Origin of the sequence: Massilia sp. Se16.2.3 (genome assembly GCF_014171595.1) — a bacterium.
GTDB lineage: Bacteria > Pseudomonadota > Gammaproteobacteria > Burkholderiales > Burkholderiaceae_D > Telluria.
In genome coordinates this window covers 1419123-1441938 of the sequence record NZ_CP050451.1, presented here as the reverse complement: position 1 = coordinate 1441938, position 22816 = coordinate 1419123, and the positions used below count along the sequence as shown (strand labels likewise).

Below are 22816 nucleotides of genomic sequence, written 5' to 3'. Positions count from 1 at the left end.
TTCGTTGCCTGCCGTATTCGGCATGTCGCCTCGCTCCGCTCTGGATTCAATCGACGCATGAATGCGCAATCGCATAGCTTGGGCCCATTTGTTTTATACGTGCTTTCTACGCAGATATTGTCGATGTGCTGCTGCACCCGCATTTGCATCAGCGTATTAAATAGCCAGGAAAATATCCTCGACGGTTGGCGGTGTTCCAAATCCGACACGGCAAATAATGCGCCATGCGTTTCCTGTTGACTCCGTTTAGTCCAGCAACCTATCGTCTCTAGGCAAGTCAGAAATAAAATTTTATTAATAACTGGAGACGGAAAAATGATTTTGCAGAAGACTTTGATTGCAGCTGCCCTCGCATTGGCAGCAACCGGAGCTTACGCAGGTAATGGCAATACCGATAAGGTGGTCAACGCACTGAACGCTGAACGCCTGAGGAATGGCCTGGACAACAACCACGGCTATGCAAAAAGCATGGAATACCCGGGGCCCGAGGGCCTGCAGGTGACGCGCTTGCATCACACGTACAAGGGCATCCGCATTTTTGAATCGGAATCGGTGGTGACGACGGATGCGCGCGGCAGCATCGTGAGCCAGTCCCATTCGGAACGCCGCGACAAGATTTCCAGGTCGGGCGTGTCGCTTGTTGCCGCAATCAGCGCCGACGCAGCCATCAAGGCAGCCGTTGCCGGCCTGGGCGGTGCCGACAAGCATGTGGTGGCGCCAAAGGCTGAAACCATCATCTTCCCGATCGTGAAGCAGCAGCGTGTCGCCGGCGCCGCCAACAAGAAGGAAGCCGAGCTGAACGCACTGGACGTCGAAGACGTGGTCGAGGGCTACAAGCTGGCCTATCTGGTCGAGACCCGTGCGAACAAGGGCAACAAACCCGTCTACTTCAACACCGTGATCGACGCTGCCAACGGCGCCGTGCTCGACCAGTGGAGCATGCTGCACACCGTGGCCGGCACCGGCTACAGCCAGTACAACGGCACCGTCCCGATCCAGACCACCCTGAGCGGCACCCAGTACAAGATGCTCGACACTACCCGTGGCGTGGGCGGCACTTTCGGCGGCATGGCCATCACCAACGCCAACCACAGCTCGACTTCCAACCCGCAGCCGGGGCTGATCTACACCAACGCGAGTAACAGCTGGGGCGATGGCAAGCAATACATCAGCGGCGGCAGCACCACCAATGCCAACGGCCAGACCGCAGCGGTCAACGCCTTGTGGGGCATGATGAACACCTACGACACCATGAAGAACGTCATGGGATGGAGGTCCCTGGACGGCAGAAACACGGCGACCTATATTGCCGTGCACGTCGGCACCGCCTATGACAACGCCTTCTATACCGACACCTGCAGGTGCATGTACATCGGCGACGGCAACAGGTTCTACAGCCTGGGTTCGATTGACGTGATCGGCCACGAAATGGGCCATGGCGTGACTGCCGCTACCTCGAACCTGACCTACCGTGGCGAGTCGGGCGGCCTGAACGAGTCCTCCTCCGACATCAATGGCGAGGCGGTGGAAGCGTATGCCCGGAACGGCGGCACCGGCACCGTGATCCCGGCGGGCAAGAACGACTGGATGATGGGCAAGGAAATCTCGAAGACCGGTACCCCGCTGCGCTGGATGTGGAAACCATCGAAGGATGGCGTCTCCAAGGATGCCTGGTCGACCAGCCTGAGGAACCTGGACGTGCACAATAGCTCGGGCCCGAACAACCGGATGTTCTACTTCCTGTCCATGGGGTCGAATGCCACCTCCACCTCGGAGATGTACTCGTCTTACCTGACCCAGCTGCCCAGGGCCATGACCGGTATCGGGATCGACCATGCCTACCGCATCTGGTTCCGCGCCAACACGACCAAGCTGACCTCGTCGTCGACCTATGCTGACGCACGCGCCAAGATGATCGCCGCGGCGACGGAGCTGTATGGTGCAGGCAGCAAGGAAGCGAAGGCCGTGACCCGTGCCTATGCTGCCATCAACGTGGGCGCAGACGTCGCCGAATAATCGGAGCGCCTCCCGCTTGCCATAGCCCGCCGGTTCGCCGGGCTGAACCCCGAAAGTTGGACACCAACTTTCGGGGTTGTTTCAATGACCGGGTACACCGGGCAGTTCAAGCCCGAGCTTGTCCGCGACGATCCGGACCAGGGTTCCGCTGGCGCGAGGGCTCAGCGGCGCCGCCACACCATCCAGCGCTCGCCATCGCCGAACACCGGCAAGGAATCGGTCACCGCCTCCTCTTCCACCAGGTCGAAATCGGGCGACAGCAGCGTCGCGAGCGCGGCGCGGTCGATCCCGAACGGCGGTCCCTTCAGCGTTTCTCCAATGAAGAAAAATCCTGCTAGCAAGCCGCCCACTGGCAGCAAGGCCGCATAGCGCGCCGCGACCCGCGGCCACATCGCCGGCGGCATCGCACACAGGAAAGCGCGTTCGTAGATCAGCGCGAGCGGACGCGGCGGTTCCCAGGCGAAGAAATCCGCCTCTTCCACCCGTGCCGCCCAGGGACCGACCTGTTCCCGCGCGCGGCGCACGGCCGCCGGGGAAAAGTCGATGGCGATGGCGTCCCAGCCGGCTTCGCACAGGAAAGCGAGTTCATAGGCGTTGCCGCAGCCGGGAATCAGGGTCGTGCAGGCCCCGGGCGACCGCGCCACGAAGTCGCGCACGGCGGCAGGCACGCCGCCGCGGTCCCGTAGGGCGTGAAATCACGTTCGAAGCGCTCGTCCCAGAAATCAGGGGCGAGCGGATCGCGGCTCCGGAACGCAGGGACGTCAGAGGTGCTGGCCATAACGCGCGAACAGGGCCGCGAAGATGATGCCGGAGGCGATACCGCCGGCCAGCCAGGCGACGAAGCCGATCATGCGGTTCGTGCGGCGCTGCTCGACTACCAGCATGCTCAGCAGTTCATGGGTGGCCAGGTGCGGCTGCGCCTGCTGTTCCAGCGCGCGGTGCGCCAGGCGCGGCAGTTGCGGGAAGATGTGGGCGTAGCGCGGCGCCTCGGCCTTCAGGCGCTCGACGAAACCGCGCCAGCCGACCTGCTCGGCCATCCAGCGCTCCAGGTAGGGCTTTGCCGTCTTCCACAGGTCGAGGTTGGGGTCGAGCTGGCGCCCCAGACCTTCGATGTTGAGCAGGGTCTTTTGCAGCAGCACCAGTTGCGGCTGCACCTCGACATTGAAGCGGCGCGAAGTCTGGAACAGGCGCAGCAGGATCTGGCCGAAGGAAATGTCTTTCAGGGGCCGGTCGAAGATCGGCTCGCAGCAGGCACGCACGGCCGATTCGAGCTCGTCGACGCGGGTATTCCTCGGCGCCCAGCCCGATTCGATGTGGGCTTCGGCCACGCGCTTGTAGTCGCGCCGGAAGAAGGCCAGGAAGTTCTGCGACAGGTAATCCTTGTCGAAGTCGTTCAGGGTGCCGACGATGCCGAAATCGAGCGCGATGTAGCGTCCGAAGGTTTCCGGCTCGACCGACACCAGGATGTTACCGGGGTGCATATCGGCGTGGAAAAAACCATCGCGGAATACCTGGGTGAAGAAGATCTCGACGCCATCGCGCGACAGCTTTTGCAGGTCGACACCTTCCGCTGCCAGGCGCTCGATCTGCGAGACGGGAATACCCTTCATGCGTTCCATGACGATGACGCTACTGGAGCAATAGTCCCAGTACATTTCCGGCACCATCAGCAGTTCCGAGTCCGCGAAATTCCGGCGCAGCTGGCTGGCATTGGCCGCCTCGCGCATCAGGTCGAGCTCGTCATGCAGGTATTTGTCGAATTCGGCGACCACTTCGCGCGGTTTCAAACGCCGGCTTTCCGCCCACACCCGTTCGATCAGGCCGGTCGCCATGTGCATCAGGGCAATGTCCTCGTCGATGGTTTTCTTCATGCCCGGACGCAGCACCTTGACGGCGACTTCCTTGCCGTTTTTCAGGGTCGCAAAGTGCACCTGGGCGATCGAGGCCGAGGCGACGGGCACCGGGTCGAAACTGGCGAACAGCTGGTCGGGGTGGGCGCCGAGCGAGGCGGTGATCTGGGCAATGGCGAGCGCGGAATCGAAGGGCGGCACCCGGTCTTGCAGCAGAGACAGTTCGTCGGCGATATCCTGCGGCATCAGATCGCGCCGGGTCGACAGCACCTGGCCGAACTTGATGAAGATCGGGCCCAGCTCTTCCAGGGCCAGGCGCAGGCGAATCGCGCGTGGGGTGGTAATGCGCCTGCGCCAGAAAAACATGCCGCTGACAAAGCGTGCCGTGCGCGGGGCGTTGAAGCCGGACATTGCAATTTCATCGAGGCCGTACTTGGTTGCGACCGTGAAGATTTTAAGCAGGCGCAGGAATTTCAATATCATCAGCTATCCAGGGTAGTGTCCCCGCTGGGGCGGGTTGTCGGAATGAGGGCGGCAGGTGGCGTCGGTGGCGGCAGGGCCGTGCCGGGTGCGGGGGCTGACGCCGATTGCGCGGATTGCGCCAGCGCCTGCTCCAAACGGGCAATGCGCTTGGCGGTGCGTTCGATGTCGTCGCGCAGGCGCACCACGCCGCTGCCGAACTCGTCCACGTCGGCGGGGCGCACCAGCACCGGGCGCTCCTCGACCAGGAATTCGGCCAGGTTTTCGGCCAGGCGCCGGCTCGTCGTGCGCGCATGGCTGAAGGCAGCGCGCGCGCCGCCGGCCAGGCGCACGGCGCCGATCGGGCCGAACAGGCGCTCGAGGTCATGTTCCGGCTCCCAGCGTAAACCTCGGCTGAGCTGGGAAATCGTGTTGGCAAATTCCGCATCGCCCTCGATGCGCACGTAGGAAAAGGCGCGCTCGCGGTTCTGGGCAATCAGCGGCAGGTCGGCCAGCCTGACGTGGATCGTCACCGTCGGCGTCTGCGCTTCGTCGGCGGCCTCGAGCAGGCCATCGGCGCCGACGTGCATGCGCAGCGCCAGGTGGCCGGTATCGATGCAGGCAGTCTTGCCGGCATGGCGCCGCAGCGACGCGCGCGCCCAGTCCTCCCCGGCCAGCAGGTGGTTGATGGTGGCGACGGCGGAACCCGTCAGGGCACGTTGCGGCGACAGGAAAGTTGGACTCGGGAACATGGTTATCGACTCAAAAAACAAAACCGCCCTGTGAAACGGGCGGTTTCGATCTTACCAGTTTGCCGGGCACAAACCCGAGCGCACGGGAAACTTTGCAAGAAATTATGAAATCCGGACAGCGAGACGTTGCACCGCACGCATGAACAATTTTCCCCGTGCGCCACGCTAGGATAGCTGCTGGATCCCGGCAAGTACCCAGCCGCTGCTGCCGTCGAGCGGCTTTTCCATGTTCCACACTTCGGCGAAGGGTTCGGCCGGCGCGTTCGGTGCGGTGCGGATGCTGCCGTTGAACTGCACGCTGGCCAGGTAGTCGGTGGCGGAGGTCTCGATGCCGAGCAGCTGGGCGTCGATGTTCACCACATCGGTGAAGTCGGCATTGCCGCCGCGCTCCTGGATCTGCATCCTGAGTTCCGCAAACACTTCCGGCGTGGTGAATTCGCGCAGGTCGGCGACATCGCCCTTGTCCCAGGCGGCCTGCATGCGGATAAAGGAGGACTTGGCATGGCGCAGGAAGGCCTCGCTGTCGAAGTCCCCCGGCACGCCCCATTGCACATGCGGCGCGGCGGCGCCCTTGTCCAGCGATACGCTCGAGCTGGAAGGCTGGGTGTTGAACGACTGCGGCGCCTGGCGCAGGCCGGAACCGATCTCGGGCGTGCCGCCAGCCGGTACGGGCTGGCCGTAGCCGCCCCGGAAGGCCGGGTTGGCCGGCGTGTCCTTGCGGCGGAACATGCGCACGATGAACATCACGGCCAATGCCAGCAGCGCGATCATCAGGATGCTCGACAGCATCGACGCCATCGCGCCGCCGATGCCGAAGTGCGAAAACAGCGCGCCCAGGCCCAGGCCGAGCAGCGCGCCGCCCAGCAAGCCCTTCCACATGCTCGGACGCCTTTGCTGCTGCATGGCGCGGCTACCGGCGGCACCGGCGGCGGCGCCCGCCATCGGCGCGGCGGGATTCGGCTGCGCCGCCTGGCGCCCCATCGGCGTCATCGGGGCGGGAGCGGGAGCAGGGGCCGGTGCACGCATCTGGCGCACCGCCTGCGACTGGCGCCCGATGGAGCGTTTACCGCCCATCGGGCGCGCGGTGGCCTCGGCAATCATCGATGCGGCGGTCAGCGCCAGCATCGTCGTGACCAGGAATTTTTTCATCGCGCTCCCTCCCAGGTGAATCGTCAGAGTTTGATACCCGTATGCAAGGCCGCGACCCCGGCCGTCAGGTTGAAGTATTGCACCCGCTCCAGGCCCGCATCCTGCATCATGGTCTTCAGCGTTTCCTGGTCCGGGTGCATGCGGATCGACTCGGCCAGGTAGCGGTAGCTGTCGGCGTCGCCGGCGATGCGCTGGCCCAGCCATGGCAGCACCGAGAACGAATACAGGTCGTAGGGCTTCTGCAGCGGCGCCGCGACTTTCGAGAACTCCAGCACCAGCAACTTGCCGCCGGGTTTGAGCACACGGCGCATTTCCGCCAGCGCTGCATCCTTGTGCGTCATGTTGCGCAGGCCGAAGGCCACGCTGACCCGGTCGAAATAATTGTCCGGGAACGGCAGCTTTTCCGCGTCACACAACAGGGTGGGGGTCACCAGGCCCTTATTCAATAGGCGGTCGCGGCCCACGCGCAGCATCGACTCGTTGATGTCGGTCAGCCAGACCTCCCCGCTCGGCCCGGCCTGTTTCGCAAAGGCTTTCGACAGGTCGCCCGTGCCGCCGGCAATGTCGAGCACCTTGAAACCCGGACGCACGCCCGCCTGGGCGATGGTGAAGGTCTTCCAGATGCGGTGCAGGCCGCCGGACATCAGGTCGTTCATCACGTCGTACTTCGACGCGACCGAATGGAAAACCTTGGCGACCTCGTGGACCTTGTCGTCCTCGGAAACGGTCTTGTAGCCGAAATGGGTGGTATTGGTCATAGGCGTAGGCAGTTTAGTCTTGCCACATTATACAAGCGTGCAGCATACCGGCGCCCGGCTGGGGCGTGGCCAGGGCCACGCGGCGGGGCGGGCTCTGCCGCGCGCGGCGCGCTCATCAGTGCGACAGGCAATAGTTAGCTCTTGTATAATTCCTCTCTTCACTTTGTTTTTCCCGTTAGGCAACACTCTTCGATGAGAACCAGGAGCCGTTTCCTGCTGCTTGTGCTGTCCGTCCTGGTTCCTTCGTTCATCGCGGCGGCACTGGCGGTGGCTTACGTCTATGACGACGCCCAGCAGGCCCAGCACCGCAGCATGACCGAGACGGCGCGGGCCATGGCCCTGCTGGTCGATAACGAACTGGAAAAGAAGGAAGAAATCCTGCGCGCATTGGCCGCGTCGCCGGCGCTGCGGGAAGGACAGCTGGCCGATTTCTACGGCCATGCCAGGAGCGTGGTGCCACCGCCGGCGACGACGGTGGTCCTGTTCGATCCGCAGATGCGCCAGCTGATCAATACGCGCCGCCCCTTCGGCAGCGCCCTGCCCGCACGTACCAGTTCGAACCTTGCCGAGCTGGCACAGCGCTACGGCGCCGGACGCACGCTCGTATCCGATCTGTTCGTGGGCCAGGTGGGCCAGCACTACGACTTTGCCATCCAGGTGCCCGTCCAGATCGACGGCACGATACGCTACCGGCTCGCGATGGGCGTGAATGCCAGCGCGCTGCAACCGCTGCTGCTGCGCCAGCGCCTGCCCGATGCCTGGCTGGCGACAGTGGTCGACCGCAAGGGCATCGTTGTTGCGCGCACCCGCGCTCCGGAACTGTATGTCGGCAAGCCGATGAGCGAGGGGACGCGCGCCCGCGTCATGGGTGCCCGGGAAACGACCTTCGAATCGCGCACCCTCGACGGTGTCGACGTGCGCGTCTATGTGGGCACGGTACCGGGCGCCGGCTGGAAGATCCTGCTCAGCGTTCCGTCGAGCGAGCTGCGCCAGGCACCGCTGCGCGCGGCCGCCCTGCTCGGTGGCCTGATGGCCTTCCTGCTGCTGATCGGGCTGGCCGCGGCGCGGCGCTTCGCCAACCGCGCCATCGTCCCCCTCGAGGCGCTCGGCCGCAGCGCCGAGGCCCTCGGCAAGGGCACCGAGGTCCCCCTACCAGCGCGCCGGCTGGGCGGAAATCGACAGCGTCGCCGCGCGCATGGCGGAAGCGGGCACGCGTATCGGGCACGCCCACGCCGAGATGGAAGCACGCGTCGCCGCGGCCATCGCCGCCACCGAGCGCGCGCAAAGCGCCCTGCTGAAGAACCAGAAACTCGAGGCGCTGGGACGCCTCACCGGCGGCATCGCCCACGAATACAACAACCTGCTGCAAACGCTCACCACCGCGCTGCAGCTGGCCGCGTTCAGCACGCGCGAGGAAAAGGTGCGCAGCCTGGTCCAGACCTGCCAGCGCACCGTCGCGCGTGCCACCGCGCTGACCGGCCAGCTGGGCGCCTTCGGCCGCCTGCAGGAAGCCCGCGTCGCCACGGTCGACGTCTGCGAGCAGCTGCACAGCGCCGTGCAATTAATGAAGGGATCGCTGCGCAACGATATCGTCGTCGAAGTGCACTGCGAGGAAGACCTGTGGCCGGTCACGGTCGAGCCGCTGCAGTTCGACGTGGCGCTCCTGAACCTGGCACTGAATGCACGCGACGCCATGCCGAATGGGGGCACGCTGCGGGTGGACGCGAGCAACCTCGCCCACGACGGCAGCGGCAACCTGGCGCGCGGCGACTATGTATTGGTGCGCATGACCGACAGCGGCAGCGGCATGACGCCAGACGTCATGGCCCACGCGCTCGACCCCTTCTTCACGACCAAGCCGCCCGGCCAGGGCACCGGCCTCGGCCTGCCGCAGGCCTACGCCTTCGCCACCCGGGGCGGCGGCACCCTCGTCCTCGACAGCATTCCCGGTATCGGCACCCGGGTCGACCTCTACCTCGCCAGGGCGAAAGGCGAACCGGCCTTGCCCGCCGCGCCGCTTGCCGCCACGGTACCGGTACGCGGCAGCGGCACGGTGCTCTTCGTCGAGGACGACGCCCTCGTGCGCGAAGCGGTGATGCGCGCGCTTGGCGAAAGCGGTTTCGACGTGATGGTGGCCGACAGCGGCGAAGCCGCACTGCGCCTGCTCGAGAGCGGCGTGCGCACCCCGGACGTGGTGTTTTCCGACATCGTGATGCCGGGCCAGGTCAGCGGCATCGACCTGGCCGGCATCCTCCAGCAGCGCTACCCCGCGGTGCCGGTCGTGCTGGCGACCGGCTACACCGAACAGCAGATGTCGCTGCCGGGCGTGCAGGTGCTTGCAAAACCCTACACCATCGAGCAGCTGGTGACGCTGCTGTCGCGTTCGACGACGAACAAGGTAAGCTGAGCCGTTCGGCACGCGCCCTGCGCCGCTCATCAGGGCCCGGCGCCGTCCGGCACCTCTTTCGCCGCACGGGCGCGCGGACAGGGACACTGGTGGCATTTAACCGAACCAGGGTGCCCATTTGTCCCACTACTTCCCTCGCCTGCGCGCCGGCCTGCTCCTGACGCTTGCCGCCACCTGCAATGCCCACGCCTTCGATCCGGCCCGTATCGATCCCCTCGTCCGCCCGTCCCAGAACCTGTTCCGCGCCGCCAACGGGGCCTGGCTGGATGCCCCGATTCCGCCGGACCGCGCCGAAGTGTATGGCGCCGACCTCCCCGCCACCGTCAACGCCCGCATTTTGGCCATCGTCGACGACCTGCGCCGCCAGCCCCAGCCGGCGGGCAGCATCGGCCGCAAGCTGCTCGACTTCCACGACAGCCAGCTCGACCTGGCGGCGATCGACCGTGCCGGCCTGGCGCCGATGCGGGCGCGGCTTGCCGCCATCGATGCCATCGGCAGCCCGCGCGAACTGGCGGCGTGGCAGGGAAAGATGCAAGGCATACTGAAAACGCCGCTCTGGCTGTGGGGCGGCTTTGCCGATTTCAAGCAGCCGGACCTCAACCGCGCCATCCTGATGCAGGGCGGCCTGGGCATGCCCGAGCGCGACTATTACCGGGCGAGGACGCGCGCCTGCTTGCGACGCGGCGCGCCTACCTCGATTACCTTGCCGCGCTGGCGCGGCTTGCGGGCGAGCCGGATCCGCAGGCCGCCGCCGCGCGCGCTGGCTGGCGCTGGAAACGCGCCTGGCCACGGCCCACCTGCCCGCCGCCCAGGCAATGAATCCGGCGCAGGTGCAGACCATGGATGCCGGCGCGCTGGCGCAAACCGCCGCCGGCCTGGACTGGCAAGCCTTCCTGGCAGGCGCCGGCATCGCACGGGGTGAAGCCGTGAACGTCGCCCAGCCCCCCGCCGCCGCCGCGATCGCCGGCTTGCAGCGCGAACTGCCGCTCGCGGACTGGAAACTGTATTTCCGCCTGCGTACCACGGACGTGGCGGCGCCCTTGCTGCCCACGGCCTTTCGCGATGCCCATTTCGCTTTCCGCGGCAAGGCCCCGGGTGGCCAGTCCGCTCCACGCGCGCAACAGGAGCGGGCCCCGGACGCCTTGACCGAGGCGCTGGGCGATGGGCTGGGCGCGCTCTACATGGAACGCCACTTCCCTCCCGCGCAAAAGCCCGGGTAGAGGCGATGTTCGCGCAGCTGCGCCAGGCGGCTGCCGAAGCGGTGGCGCAGATGGCCTGGCTGACGCCGGCGGCGCGCGCGGAAGCGGCGGCAAAGGTGGCGCGCATGACGGCCAAGGTCGGCTACCCGGCGGCCTGGCGCGACTACGGGGCGCTGGAAATCCGCCGCGCCGATGCCCTCGGCAATCGCGACCGCGCCCGCCGCCATGAGTGGCTGCGCCTGGCCGCGCTATCGGGCAAGCCAGTCGACCGCCAGGCCTGGGCCATGAGTCCCCTCGAGCCGAACGCCTTCTACGACCCGATGCTCAATCAGATCAACCTCCCGGCCGGCATCCTGCCGGCGCCGTTCTTCGACGCCAAGGCCGACGACGCGGCCAACTACGGCGGCATCGGCACCCTGATCGCCCACGAGATCAGCCATGCCTTCGATTCGAACGGCGCCCAGTTCGACAGCCGTGGCGTGCAGCGCGACTGGTGGAGCGCGGCCGACCACGCCGCCTTCGACGCCTTGACCACGCAGGTGGTGGCACGCTTCGACGCGATCGAGGTCTTGCCCGGCGCACGCGTAAATGGCAAGTTCACCCTGCCGGAAAACATGGCCGACCTGATGGGCCTGCAGCTGGCCTGGCGCGCCTGGCGCAGTCTGCCGGAGACAGGCCAGGCTTCCGGCGGCGCCGAGCGCTTCTTCCCGGCCTACGCCCAGCAATGGGCCGCCAAGCGCCGCGACGAGCGCACCCGGCAGTTGCTGGCAAGCGACCCGCATGCGCCGCCTTCGCTGCGCGCCAACTTCCCCGCCATGCAGCTCGACGGCTTCCACGAGACTTTCGGCACGCGCGAGGGCGATGCCATGTTCGTGCCAGCGCAAGATCGCCTGCGGGTCTGGTGAACGGCTATACTCGCCGCGTGAATTTGCCGCAGTACAACAACGAGACCCTGATGGCCCTGCGTTTCTTCCCGCGTGATTCCCTGTTCTGGCGCTACCACCTGGGCGCAAGTGCCTTCTGCATGGCGGTCACGCTGCTGACCATCTTCCTGTGGAGTCCGCTTGTAAAACAGGACAGCGTGGCTACCATCGTCTGGCTGCTGCCCTACACGCTGGCAGTGCTCGGGTTTCGCTGGCTGTACAGGGCACGCCGCTGGCAGGCGCTGCCGATGGCGCGGCTCATCGCCATCGCCGTCGCCTACGCCAGCGCGACGGCGGTACTGGTAGCGCTGGCCGTCGCCGCCTTCACGCTGCCCTTCTTCTGGGATGCGCTGATCGCCTGGTATGCCGTGCGCGACGTCAGGCTGTCGCTCGGTCCGCACCTGCTGCAGACGGTCAGCAGCGCCAGCCTGCAGGCGCAGGTGTTCATCTGCGCCTGGATCTTCATCTACATCAGCTTCACAGGCAGCCGCGACGTGCGCGAGCGCGAGCTGGACAATGCGCGCCTGCAGGCGGCGCTGCGCGAGGCGCAGCTGCACAGCCTGTCAAACCAGCTCAATCCCCATTTCCTGTTCAATTCGCTCAACAACATCCGCTTCATGATCCACGAGGATGCGGACCGCGCCGATGCGATGCTGGTCGGCCTGTCGGACATCCTGCGCTATTCGCTGCGCGCCGGCGAGCACGGCAAGGTCAGCCTGGGCGAGGAGCTCGAGGTCATCGAGCGCTACCTGGCGATTGTCGGCGTGCAGCTGGAAGCGCGCCTGCGCTGCCGCATCGACATTCCCGCCGACCTGAGCGGGTGCCTGGTCCCGCCCCTGCTGCTGCAAGGTTTGGTGGAGAACGCGGTCAAGCATGGCATCGAACCACAGCGCGAAGGAGGAACCTTGATAGTGAGCGGCAGGCGCAGTGGGAAGAACGCCCGGGAGCTGCTTGTCGCGAACGACAAGCCGGTAGCGGGCAGCGGCCCGGGGCTGGGCATCGGCCTGCCGCACCTGGCCCGGCGCCTGGCGCTGCTGTACGGCGAGCGCGCCATGCACACCGTGGCCGACAGCGGCAGCGAGTTTCGCGTGACGCTCACCCTGCCCCTGGAGAGGAGCGCATGAAGGCCTTTGTTGTCGACGATTCGCGCCTCGCGCGCAGCGGCCTGATACGGATGCTGGCCGCGCACCCGGAAATCGAGGTCGTGGGCGAAGCGGACCACCCCGACAGCGCCCTGCCGCTGATCGGGGCCAGCAGCCCGGATGTCCTCTTCCTCGATATCCAGATGGCCGGCGCCGATGCCTTCGACCTGCTGGCGCGGCTCGACCCGCATCCGCGCATCGTCTTCACCACCGCCCATGCGGAATATGCGGTGCGCTCCTTCGACTTCGATACGGTCGACTACCTGCTCAAGCCGATCAGCAGCGAAAGGCTGGCGCAAGCCATCGGCAAGCTCGGAGCACGCGCCCTGCCCGTGCCGGACGAACCCGTGCGGGCGCCGCTCGACGAGCACAGCCGCATCTTCATCAAGGACGGCGAGCGTTGCCACATGGTGCCGCTAGCAAGCATCCGCTGCTTCGAGAGCTGCAAGAACCACGTGCAGGTCTATTTCGGCGACGGCCATGCGTATGTGAAGAAATCGCTGAGCAGCGTGGAAGAACGCCTGCCGCGCACTTTGTTCCTGCGGGTCAGTCGCCAGCACATCGTGAACTTGTCGGCCATCGTGACGATGCTTGAGGCGATGAGCGGCGGTTACCTCGTCACACTCGATACCGGAAAGAAAATCGAGATATCGCGGCGCCATGCCGCACTACTGAAAGAAACACTAAGTCTCTAAGAGCAACGCTTCTCATGCGCCCGGGGTGCCCCGTCGTCGCTATCCAACTCAACAATAAAAAAATGTCACGAAATGTGCTTCACAGAGGGCAAGTTATCCCTATAATTAATTCGCTTTGTTGAGATCGGCGCTGGCGTCATGCGTTCAACACCGTAGTACGAGCAAGGCATAACAACAATTAATCTTTGGGGAGTAACAACATGACGAGCGGTACCGTTAAATGGTTCAACGATGCAAAAGGTTTTGGTTTCATCACGCCTGACGGCGGCGGTGAAGACGTGTTCGCCCACTTCTCGGCGATCAACGCACAAGGCTTCAAGTCGCTGGCCGAAAACCAGCGCGTGACCTTCGAGATCACCACCGGTCCGAAGGGCAAGCAGGCTGCGAACATCCAGCCGCAGTAATGTTTTCGTGGCGGCGGCGACGTCGTCATCGGGAATAAAAAAAGCGCCTGCGGGCGCTTTTTTGTGTGCATCACCTGGCACGCCGGGTTCGCGTAGGGTAGGCGGCTCGGCCGCCTACGCGTCCAACCGGCCCTCGATCGATCGCGGCCGCTCGGACAAGCGTTGAACGCGTAGGCGGCATTGCTGCTGCCTGGACATGACGGTCGCGGCCGAGCCGCCTACCCTACCAATCCACGGGTGACAACTCAATGGCTGTGGCACCCGGTGCGCACGGTCGCGCCTGGCAGCACGGTCCCTGTCTCGCGCCCGCTGTCGCCCTCGAAGCCGGCCGCATGCAGCCGGTTCAGGTAATCCTGCCACAGTGCGTCCTGCTCGCTGCCCAGCTTGTACAGATAATCCCAGGTAAAGATGCCGCTCTCGTGGCCGTCGGTAAACAGCGGCTTGATCGCGTAATTGCCGACCGGCTCGACGCCGCGGATGCTGACTTCGCGCTTGCCGACTTGCAGGGTTTCCTGGCCCGGACCATGGCCTTTCACTTCGGCCGAGGGCGAATAGACGCGCATCAGTTCCAGCGGGATCGAAAAGCTGCTGCCATCGTCGAAAGCGATCTCGAGGACGCGCGATTGCTGGCGGACGGTCAGGTCGGTTGGGATAGGCATGGTGGTTCTCTCAAGCTTGTTTCATGTAGCGGACAATCGCGTCCGCCAGTTGCGGCAGCAGCGCGCGGCGTGCGGCCAGGACGCTGTCGTCGGTGGCGCGGCTAGCGGTGGCCCAGACCGGCGCGGGGAAATGGGCATCGTCGGGGTAGCGCGGAATGACGTGCCAGTGCAGGTGGGGTACCACGTTGCCCAGGCTGGCGACATTCACTTTGGTAGGTGCCATCACCTCGCGCACGGCCAGCTCCACGGCGTGCACGGCGTCCATCAGGCGCAGGCGGTCATCCTTCGCCAGGTCGCTCATCTCGCGCACGTGGTCGCGCCAGATGACGCGGCAAAAGCCGGGATAGTTGGCGTCGTCGACGATGATGACGGCCAGCTTGTCGTCTTCCCATACGGTCGGCATGGACAGGCTGCACAATTCGCAGCCCGGTTCACGCAGGCTTTGTTCGGTCATACCAGCACCCTTTCGATGCCGCCGCTGTTGGCGCGCGCGACGTAATCCGGCAGCCAGTTCTCGCCCAGCAAATGCCGCGCGATTTCGACCACGATGTAATCGGCCGAGGTGCCGGCGTCGGCATTGTAGCGCGACAGGCCTTGCAGGCAGGACGGGCAGCTGGTCAGCACCTTGACCTGGCCATCGAAGCCGTCCTCACGCAGCCTGGCCGCGCCCTTCTCGACTTCGCTCTCCTTGCGGAAGCGCACCTGGGTGGCGATGTCCGGACGCGTCACGGCAAAGGTGCCGGACTCGCCGCAGCAGCGCTCGTTCTTCTCGATTTTGACGTTATCGAAGGTCTGCACCAGCGCGTTCACGGTTTTCACCGCATCCTGCTGCTTCATCGGCGTGTGGCAGGGGTCGTGGTACATGTAGCGCGTACCCGATACGCCTTCCAGCCTGACGCCCTTTTCGAGCAGGTATTCGTGGATGTCCATGATGCGGCAGCCCGGGAAGATCTTCTCGAATTCGTAGGTCGCCAACTGGTCGTAGCAGGTGCCGCACGAGACCAGCACCGTCTTGATATCGAGGTAGTTCAGGGTATTCGCCATACGGTGGAACAGCACCCGGTTATCCGTCATCATCTTGTCGGCCTTGTCGTACTGGCCCGCTCCCCGCTGGGGGTAACCGCAGCACAGGTAGCCCGGCGGCAGCACGGTCTGCACGCCCACTTCCCACAGCATCGCCTGGGTCGCCAGTCCCACCTGCGAGAACAGGCGTTCGGAGCCGCAGCCGGGGAAGTAGAACACCGCTTCGCTGTCGGCATTCGTCGCCTTCGGATTGCGGATGATCGGGATGACCTTGTCGTCCTCGATGTCGAGCAGCGCGCGCGCCGTCTTCTTCGGCAGGTTGCCCGGCATTTTCTTGTTGATGAAGTGGATCACCTGCTCGCGCACGGGCGCCTTGCCCGTGGTCGGTGGCGGTGCCGCGGTCTGCTCTTTTGCGAACTTCTTCAGCAGGCGGTTGCCCATGCGCTGGGCCTTGAAGCCGATGCCGACCATCGCCGCGCGGGTGGCGTTGATGGTGGTGGGGTCGGTCGCGTTCAGGAAGAACATCGCTGCGCGGTTGGCCGGTTTGAAACTGCGCTTGTCCATCTTGCGCAGCAGGTTACGCATGTTCATCGAGACGTCGCCGAAGTCGATGTTCACCGGGCACGGGGTCACGCACTTGTGGCATACGGTGCAGTGATCCGACACGTCCTCGAACTCTTCCCAGTGGCGGATCGACACGCCGCGGCGGGTCTGCTCCTCATACAGGAAGGCTTCGATCAGGGCGGACGTCGCCAGGATCTTGTCGCGCGGCGAGTACAGCAGATTCGATTGCGGCACGTGGGTCGTGCAGACCGGCTTGCACTTCCCGCAGCGCAGGCAGTCCTTGATGGAATTGGCGATCTCGCCGATGTCGCTCTGCTGCATGATCAGCGACTCGTGCCCCATCAGGCCGAAGGACGGCGTGTAGGCGTTGCGCAGGTCGGCGTGGGCATCCTTCAAATTGAGGAGCTTGCCCTTGTTGAAGCGCCCTTCCGGGTCGACGCGCAGCTTGTAGTCGCGGAAGGACTGGATTTCGTCTTCCATCAGGAATTCGAGCTTGGTGATGCCGATGCCGTGTTCGCCCGAGATCACGCCGTCGAGCGAACGCGCCAGCTTCATGATGCGCTCCACCGCCTTGTGGGCGTCCTGCAGCATCGCGTAATCGTCGGAGTTCACCGGCAGGTTCGTATGGACGTTGCCGTCGCCCGCGTGCATGTGCAGCGCGACGAACACGCGCGAGCGCAGCACGCGGCCGTGGATGGCCGTGCACTCGTCGAGGATGCATTTGTAGGCCGCGCCATTGAAGATCTGGCGCAGCGGCGCGCGCAGGTCCGTCTTCCACGAGATGCGCAGCGTATGGTCCTGGACCAGGTCGAACAGGGTGGCATGGGGATGCTGGCCGATGCGCACATCAACAGCGTTCGACAGTTGGCCGAGGCCGAGTTCGTCCAGCCGGGCGTGGACGGCGCGCAGCGGCTGGTCGAGATTGGCCAGCACATAGCTCCAGCGCGCGCGCACGGCGTCGACGAGGGCCACGGTTCTGCTGCGGGCGGTCGCCCATGATCTCGTCGCGTGCCACGCCGTCGCCGGTGGCGTCATCGCTCTTCTCCAGCGGCAGGTGGCCGCCCGAGAGATAGGTGTGCAGCTGTTCGGCCAGTTGCAGCTTGTTCTTGATCGACAGCTCGATGTTGATGCGCTCGATGCCGTCGGTGTATTCGCCCATCCGGTTCAGCGGAATGACGACGTCCTCGTTGATTTTAAACGCGTTGGTGTGGCGGGCAATCGCCGCGGTGCGGGCGCGGTCGAGCCAGAATTTTTTTCGCGCTTCCGGGCTGACGGCGATAAAACCTTCGCCGACGCGGGTGTTCGCAATGCGCACGACTTCCGAGGCCGCGATTGCCACCGCGTTCTCGTCGTCGCCGACGATGTCGCCGAACAGCGCCATCTTGGGCAGCACGCCGCGCTTGGACTTGGTGGCATAGCCGACCGCGCGCAGGTAGCGCTCGTCGAGGTGCTCGAGGCCGGCGAGACGCAGTGTCTCGAATTCCGGCTTGCCGCTTTTCGGCAGGCTGTCGAGGTAATCCTTGATTTCGACGATCGAGGGAATCGCGTCGCGCGCCTGGCCGAAGAATTCCAGCGCCACCGTGCGCGTGAACTTCGGCATCTTGTGCAGGATCCAGCGGCTGGAGGTGATCAGGCCATCGGTGCCCTCCTTCTGGATGCCGGGCAGGCCCGAGAGGAACTTGTCGGTGACGTCCTTACCGAGGCCCTCCTTGCGGAACTTGCGGCCTTCGATGGTCAAGGTCTCGGTGCGGAATGGTTCGCCTTTCGGCGCACCCTTCACGGCGGGATGGGTCCATTCGAGCAGGAATTCGGCGGTCGGCGCGTCGTGGATCTTCGACAGATTGTGATTGATGCGCGTGACTTCCAGCCAGTCGCCGTTCGGGTCGACCATGCGCCAGGAGGCGAGGTTGTCGAGCGCAGTGCCCCACAACACCGCTTTCTTGCCGCCGGCATTCATCGCGATGTTCCCGCCGATGCAGGACGCGTGCGCCGAGGTGGGGTCCACCGCGAACACGAAGCCGGCCTTTTCGGCTGCCTGCGAGACGCGCTGGGTGACGACGCCGGCGCCGGTATGGATGGTCGCGTAGTCGCGCTCGAGGCCCGGCAGGCGTGTCATCTCGACTTCGCCGAGACCAATCAGCTTTTCGGTGTTGATGACGGCCGACTTGGCGGTCAGGGGAATCGCGCCGCCCGTGTAGCCGGTGCCGCCGCCGCGCGGAATGATGGTCAGCCCGAGTTCGATGCAGCCTTTCACGAGGCCCGCCATCTCTTCCTCGCTGTCGGGTACCAGCACCAGGAAGGGATATTCGACGCGCCAGTCGGTGGCGTCGGTCACGTGCGAGACGCGGTGCATGCCGTCGAAGCGGATGTTGCGTTTGTCGGTATAGGCGCCGAGCACGGCGCGGGCGCGCTTCCTGAGGTCGTACATCTCGCGGAACTCGCGGCCGAAGTCGTCCACGGCCTGGCGTGCGGCGGCCAGCAATTGGGCGACAGCTTCGCTGCGGGCGAGCGCGCTGGCGCCCTCGCCTTCGCTCCCGCCTTCGCTCGCATCCACACTGGTGCGGCGCTTGTCCACTTCGGCCAGGCGATGGTGCAGCGCGTCGATCAGCTTCTGGCGCCGCTTCGGGTTGTCCAGCATGTCGTCCTGCAGGTAGGGGTTCCTGCGCACTACCCAGATGTCGCCCAGGACCTCGTAGAGCATGCGCGCCGAGCGCCCCGTCTGGCGTGCGCCGCGCAGCGTATCGAGCAGCTGCCAGCAGGATTCGCCGAGCAGGCGAATGACGATTTCGCGGTCCGAGAACGAGGTGTAGTTGTAGGGGATTTCGCGCAGGCGTGCCGGTGCGTTATCGGCGAGCAGGGTGTGGACGTGTGCTGGGGCGTTCATGGATGAGATCGCGGTATAGGACTGGCCCGAAGGACAACCATTCTAGCTTATTGCGGCGCACAACGCTGGGTTCGGGTTATTGCATCCAAGGCCGCTACGCAACTATATTTGCATAGGCAGCCCTGCATGCAAATTTGCTTTGCAAAAAACGCCGGTTGAGCATGGAATATATCTCGTGTGTAGATAGTACCCAAATCGCGTAGGGTAGGCGGCCATGCCGCCTGCGCGTCCAATGCATGCTTGATGCACCAGGAAGCTTCACGAAGGGAGAGCGCAAGGTGTAGACCGATCACGCGTCGCTTGAACGCGCAGGCGGCGCATATGCCCCGTAGGTGCAGGCTCCGGGCGGAGCCGCCTACCCTACATCGCCGCGTCCGCCTACCCGGTCACCTGCGTGATCATGTCGCCCACCCGCTTCCAGAATCCGTCCGGCACATACAGCAGCACCGCCGTCATCGTCAGGTAGCGCCCGAACTTCCCGATCGCCATGTACATCACGCTCGACCAGAACGGCAGGTGCAGCCAGCCGGCCAGCGTGCACAAGGGGTCGCCGATGCCGGGCACCCAGGACAGCAGCATGGTTTTCGAACCGTATTTCGCCAGCCAGCCGAACCAGCGGCTCTGGCGCTCCCTGGCGAAGGCGATCTTCGCGCGGTAGCCGAGGTAGTAGTCGACCGCGCCGCCCAGGGTATTGCCGATCGTGGCGACGATGATCGCCGGCCAGAACATGGCCTCGTTGGCCTTCACGACGGCGAACACGGCCGGCTCGGAGCCGAGCGGCACCAGGGTGGCCGACACGAACGCGATGAGGAATACCGATGTGAGACCGACTGTGGGAGCGGCAAGGACCTTGAGCAGCCAAAGGACGGCGGTTTCGATCATCGGTGGAATTTCGAGTGGGAGGTGTTTATTATAGAGATGAAAACTCATCGCCCCGACACGATACGGTGCGCTGTCACCCAGCGCCGCGTATCGCACTGCACACCCCGGTCATCCGCCAAGGGAACACAGTCTCGCGTCACAGGAACCAGGACACTGGCCGCCCATTCACGCCTGCCCCGCTTTTTGACCCGACCATGACCATCGACTACCTGAAAAAAATCCTCACCGCCCGCGTCTACGACGTGGCCGAGGAAACCCCGCTCGAACTCGCCCCTACCCTGTCCCAGCGCTTCGGCAACCGCATCTATTTCAAGCGCGAAGACATGCAGAGCGTCTTCAGCTTCAAGCTGCGCGGCGCCTACAACAAGATGGCGCACCTGCCCCAGGAAGCGCTGGCGCGCGGCGTGATCTGCGCCTCGGCCGGCAACCATGCGCAGGGCGTGGCCCTGTCGGCCTCCCGCCTCGGCTGCCGGGCCCTGATCGTCATGCCCACCACCACTCCCCAGGTGAAGATCGATGCCGTCAAGGCGCGCGGCGGCGCAGCGGTGGAAGTCGTGCTGCACGGCGACTCGTATACCGACGCCTACCACCACGCCCTCATCCTCGAACGCGAGCAGGGTTTGACGTTCGTGCATCCGTTCGACGACCCCGACGTGATCGCCGGCCAGGGCACGATCGGCATGGAGATCCTGCGCCAGCATTCCAGTCCGATCCACGCGATTTTTGTTGCCATCGGCGGCGGCGGCCTGATCTCCGGCATCGGTGCCTATGTAAAAGCGGTGCGGCCGGATATCCGCATCGTCGGCGTGCAGAGCGTCGACTCGGACGCGATGGCCAGGAGCCTGCAGGCCGGAGAGCGCGTGACGCTGCCGGACGTCGGCCTGTTCTCCGACGGCACCGCCGTGCGCCTGGTGGGCGAAGAGACCTTCCGCGTGGCGCAGCAGGTGGTGGACGAGATCATCCTGGTCGACACCGATGCGATCTGCGCCGCGATCCAGGACGTGTTCCGGACACGCGCAGCATCCTCGAGCCGGCCGGCGCGCTGGCGGTGGCCGGCGCCAAGGCTTACCTGGAGCGCGCGCAGGCGGCAGGACAGGCGCTGCGCGAACAAAGCCTGGTGGCCGTGGCCTGCGGCGCCAACATGAATTTCGACCGCCTGCGTTTTGTCGCCGAGCGCGCCGAACTGGGCGAAGCGCGGGAAGCCGTGTTCGCGGTCACGATCCCCGAGCAGCGCGGCAGCTTCCGCCGCTTCTGCGCCCTGGTCGGCCCGCGCAACGTCACCGAGTTCAACTACCGCATCAGCGACGAACGCCAAGCCCACATCTTTGTCGGCGTGCAGGTGGGCAGCCGCGGCGAATCGAAGCTGCTGGCACGTACCTTCGAGGAGCACGATTTCCCCACGCTCGACCTCACCCACGACGAACTGGCCAAGCTGCACGTACGCCACCTCGTCGGCGGCAAGAGCGCACTGGCGCGCGACGAATTGCTGTACCGCTTCGAATTCCCCGAGCGCCCCGGCGCGCTGATGCGCTTCCTCGACAGCATGGCGCCGAACTGGAATATCTCGCTTTTCCACTACCGCAACCAGGGCGGCGACGTCGGGCGCATCCTGGTCGGGCTGCAGGTGCCGGCCGGGGAGATGGGCGAGTTCCGCGAATTCCTGGCGACGCTGGGCTACCGGTATTGGGACGAGAGCGGCAATCCGGTGTACAAGCTGTTCTTGTAACAATGCAAGCGCGATGAAGCCTGTAGGGTAGGCGGCTCTACCCGACCATCAGATCATCGCTTACCTTGGCGCCGCCTACGCGTTCAAGCGCCCTCGGAAAACTCGCACCCGTTCATGCGTGCGCTGAACGCGTAGGCGGCGCATGCGTTCACCATGTTCAGCCGTCGCAGTCGAGCCGCCTACCCTACGCCTTGTGCACGCGTCACGTGTCTCTCCGCACCGCAAGCAACCCCGACGCGCAGCACCCGCGATTAAGGTGTACGATACGCCGCTTTGCCGCCGCCGGCCCGGCATTCATTACGCGCGAGCAAGCTTTCGCGCGGTGCCGGCGTATCGAGAGAGACCATGAACAATACCCCCGATCAATCGCCCCTTGGCAAATCCTCCGCCTACCAGACCGAGTACGCGCCGGAGCTGCTATTCCCGATTTCGCGCCAGCAAAAGCGCGACGAGCTGGCCATCGCCGGCACGATGCCCTTCTTTGGCCTGGACATCTGGAATGCCTACGAATTGTCGTGGCTGAACATGCGCGGCAAACCGCAGATCGCGATCGCCACCGTCAGCGCCCCGGCGGATTCGCCGAACATCGTCGAGTCGAAGTCCTTCAAGCTCTACCTGAATTCCTTCAACCAGACCCGGGTCGCGGGCATCGAGGCCCTGCAGGCGCTGCTGCGCGAGGACCTGTCGAACGCCTTTGGCGCGCCGGTCCACATCACGCTGACGGAACCGGAAGGTTTCGGCAAGCTCAAGATGGGCGAGCTGGAAGGCCTGTCGCTCGACCGTCTCGACATCGACGTCGACAACTATGCCCCCGCGCCGCACTTGCTGACTGCCAATTTCGAGGAAGCCCCGGTTGAAGAAACCCTGGTGTCGAACCTGCTCAAGTCGAACTGCCTGGTGACGGGCCAGCCCGACTGGGGCAGCGTGCAGATCCAGTACGCCGGCCCGCAGATCGACCAGGAAGGCCTGCTGCGCTACCTGATCGGCTTCCGTGAACACAACGAATTCCACGAACAGTGCGTGGAACGCATCTTCATGGACATCCTGCGCCAGTGCAAGCCGAGCAAGCTGTCGGTGTATGCCCGTTATACCCGCCGTGGCGGCCTCGACATCAATCCATGGCGCGCCAATTTCAGTACAGGCCGTCCCCATAACCTGCGCGGCGCGCGCCAGTAGGCACTGCGCCATTACAGCCGGGTTCGCCGTACCTTTTGCGCCACAGAAACTGACGAGAAAACAACAGTTACAGAGTGTTTGAATTTTGCACAAATTTTGTGCAAATACAGGGAAAAGACGGCAAAACCGGCCCCGCTCCCGCGATTCA

The 22816-nt window shown here is 64.9% G+C and carries 15 protein-coding genes and 5 pseudogenes; 10 read left to right on the top strand and 10 right to left on the bottom strand.

Features of this window, described 5'->3' with window-relative positions:
- The first annotated feature begins 315 nt into the window (after positions 1 to 315).
- Complete coding sequence (locus G4G31_RS06670) at positions 316 to 2016, top strand: M4 family metallopeptidase (RefSeq protein WP_182990784.1); 1701 nt, start codon at positions 316 to 318, stop codon at positions 2014 to 2016.
- Positions 2017 to 2177: 161 nt separating this feature from the next.
- Here G4G31_RS06670 and G4G31_RS06665 read toward each other — a convergent pair.
- The 6 genes and pseudogenes from G4G31_RS06665 to G4G31_RS06640 all read right to left on the bottom strand — a co-directional run bounded on the left by G4G31_RS06665 (position 2178) and on the right by G4G31_RS06640 (position 7623).
- A pseudogene (locus G4G31_RS06665) lies at positions 2178 to 2794 on the bottom strand (methyltransferase domain-containing protein).
- A pseudogene (gene ubiB, locus G4G31_RS06660) lies at positions 2778 to 4346 on the bottom strand (ubiquinone biosynthesis regulatory protein kinase UbiB); the annotation flags it as partial. The pseudogenes ubiB and G4G31_RS06665, both read right to left, overlap by 17 nt.
- A gap of 2 nt (positions 4347 to 4348) precedes the next feature.
- Entirely contained in the window at positions 4349 to 5077 is a 729-nt protein-coding gene (locus G4G31_RS06655) for an SCP2 domain-containing protein (RefSeq protein ID WP_229425415.1), read from the bottom strand.
- A gap of 165 nt (positions 5078 to 5242) precedes the next feature.
- The gene (locus G4G31_RS06650; RefSeq protein ID WP_182990782.1) at positions 5243 to 6226 is read right to left on the bottom strand and encodes a Tim44 domain-containing protein; all 984 of its coding nucleotides are present in this window, start codon (positions 6224 to 6226) and stop codon (positions 5243 to 5245) included.
- A gap of 23 nt (positions 6227 to 6249) precedes the next feature.
- Positions 6250 to 6984: a bifunctional demethylmenaquinone methyltransferase/2-methoxy-6-polyprenyl-1,4-benzoquinol methylase UbiE gene (ubiE, locus tag G4G31_RS06645; RefSeq protein WP_182990781.1), complete on the bottom strand. Its 735-nt coding sequence runs from the start codon at positions 6982 to 6984 to the stop codon at positions 6250 to 6252.
- 27 nt (positions 6985 to 7011) lie between these two features.
- Complete coding sequence (locus tag G4G31_RS06640) at positions 7012 to 7623, bottom strand: hypothetical protein (protein WP_210283927.1); 612 nt, start codon at positions 7621 to 7623, stop codon at positions 7012 to 7014.
- A 556-nt stretch (positions 7624 to 8179) separates the two neighbouring features.
- On the opposite strand from G4G31_RS06640, the gene G4G31_RS06635 reads away from it, so the two are divergent.
- From G4G31_RS06635 to G4G31_RS06605, 7 genes and pseudogenes are all read left to right on the top strand, one after another.
- Positions 8180 to 9391, top strand: a complete 1212-nt coding sequence (locus G4G31_RS06635) for a response regulator (protein ID WP_182990779.1) — start codon at positions 8180 to 8182, stop codon at positions 9389 to 9391.
- Positions 9392 to 9509: 118 nt separating this feature from the next.
- A complete protein-coding gene (locus G4G31_RS06630) occupies positions 9510 to 10313 on the top strand; it encodes a hypothetical protein (RefSeq protein ID WP_182990778.1) in 804 nt (267 codons plus the stop codon).
- A pseudogene (locus tag G4G31_RS27460) lies at positions 10195 to 10679 on the top strand (hypothetical protein); the annotation flags it as partial. The gene G4G31_RS06630 and the pseudogene G4G31_RS27460, both read left to right, overlap by 119 nt.
- Positions 10662 to 11495, top strand: coding sequence for a M13-type metalloendopeptidase (locus G4G31_RS06620; RefSeq protein ID WP_374011300.1), 834 nt, complete (start codon positions 10662 to 10664; stop codon positions 11493 to 11495). The pseudogene G4G31_RS27460 and the gene G4G31_RS06620, both read left to right, overlap by 18 nt.
- On the top strand, positions 11492 to 12637 hold the full coding sequence (locus G4G31_RS06615; RefSeq protein WP_182990776.1) for a sensor histidine kinase: 1146 nt from the start codon (positions 11492 to 11494) through the stop codon (positions 12635 to 12637). Before G4G31_RS06620 ends, G4G31_RS06615 begins: the two co-directional genes overlap by 4 nt.
- On the top strand, positions 12634 to 13350 hold the full coding sequence (locus G4G31_RS06610; protein WP_182990775.1) for a LytTR family DNA-binding domain-containing protein: 717 nt from the start codon (positions 12634 to 12636) through the stop codon (positions 13348 to 13350). The genes G4G31_RS06615 and G4G31_RS06610 overlap by 4 nt, the downstream gene beginning before the upstream one ends.
- A gap of 200 nt (positions 13351 to 13550) precedes the next feature.
- Positions 13551 to 13754, top strand: coding sequence for a cold-shock protein (locus tag G4G31_RS06605; protein WP_182990774.1), 204 nt, complete (start codon positions 13551 to 13553; stop codon positions 13752 to 13754).
- A gap of 245 nt (positions 13755 to 13999) precedes the next feature.
- Here G4G31_RS06605 and G4G31_RS06600 read toward each other — a convergent pair whose 3' ends face one another.
- From G4G31_RS06600 to G4G31_RS06585, 4 genes and pseudogenes are all read right to left on the bottom strand, one after another.
- Complete coding sequence (locus G4G31_RS06600; RefSeq protein WP_182990773.1) at positions 14000 to 14413, bottom strand: gamma-butyrobetaine hydroxylase-like domain-containing protein; 414 nt, start codon at positions 14411 to 14413, stop codon at positions 14000 to 14002.
- A gap of 10 nt (positions 14414 to 14423) precedes the next feature.
- Positions 14424 to 14867, bottom strand: a complete 444-nt coding sequence (locus G4G31_RS06595; RefSeq protein ID WP_182990772.1) for an HIT family protein — start codon at positions 14865 to 14867, stop codon at positions 14424 to 14426.
- Positions 14864 to 18884, bottom strand: a pseudogene (locus G4G31_RS06590) (DUF3683 domain-containing protein). Before G4G31_RS06590 ends, G4G31_RS06595 begins: the two are co-directional and overlap by 4 nt.
- Before the next feature lie 378 nt (positions 18885 to 19262).
- Positions 19263 to 19766 carry a YqaA family protein gene (locus tag G4G31_RS06585; RefSeq protein WP_182990771.1) on the bottom strand — a complete coding sequence of 168 codons (504 nt, stop codon included), beginning with the start codon at positions 19764 to 19766 and terminating at the stop codon, positions 19263 to 19265.
- Positions 19767 to 19960: 194 nt separating this feature from the next.
- On the opposite strand from G4G31_RS06585, the pseudogene ilvA reads away from it, so the two are divergent.
- Positions 19961 to 21492: pseudogene (ilvA, locus tag G4G31_RS06580) on the top strand (threonine ammonia-lyase, biosynthetic).
- Between the two features lie 345 nt (positions 21493 to 21837).
- The gene (gene queF, locus G4G31_RS06575; RefSeq protein ID WP_182990770.1) at positions 21838 to 22668 is read left to right on the top strand and encodes an NADPH-dependent 7-cyano-7-deazaguanine reductase QueF; all 831 of its coding nucleotides are present in this window, start codon (positions 21838 to 21840) and stop codon (positions 22666 to 22668) included.
- Positions 22669 to 22816 lie beyond the last annotated feature (148 nt).